This is a genomic window from Mameliella sp. CS4 (assembly GCF_019392335.1).
Lineage (GTDB): Bacteria > Pseudomonadota > Alphaproteobacteria > Rhodobacterales > Rhodobacteraceae > Antarctobacter.
Window position 1 is genome coordinate 1 of the sequence record NZ_JAHXRQ010000141.1, and the last position, 276, is coordinate 276.

Annotated in this window: 1 pseudogene; it reads left to right on the forward strand. The window is 64.1% G+C overall.

Going from position 1 to position 276, the window contains the following annotated elements:
- Nucleotides 1-64: 64 nt before the first annotated feature.
- Nucleotides 65-276: pseudogene (locus tag KZZ07_RS27965) on the forward strand (hypothetical protein); the annotation flags it as partial.

Genomic DNA, 276 nt, shown 5'->3' on the forward strand with positions numbered 1-276 from the left:
TCATCACAGCCGTGACGCGTACCTGCAATTACTGACTGACGCAGGCATTAATGCCTCGCCGTGTATGTACAGCGTCGATGGCATCGTGCTGGAAGCCGCCGCCGACGTCCGCAGCCTGCCGGGCTTTGCCGAAGGCTGGATCAGCGTGCAGGACGAAGCTGCGCAACTGGCCGCCGACCTGCTCGACCTGGCACCGGGCCAGCGCGTACTCGACGCCTGCTGCGCACCGGGCGGCAAGACCTGTCACATACTGGAGGTCGAAAAAGACCTCGCTGG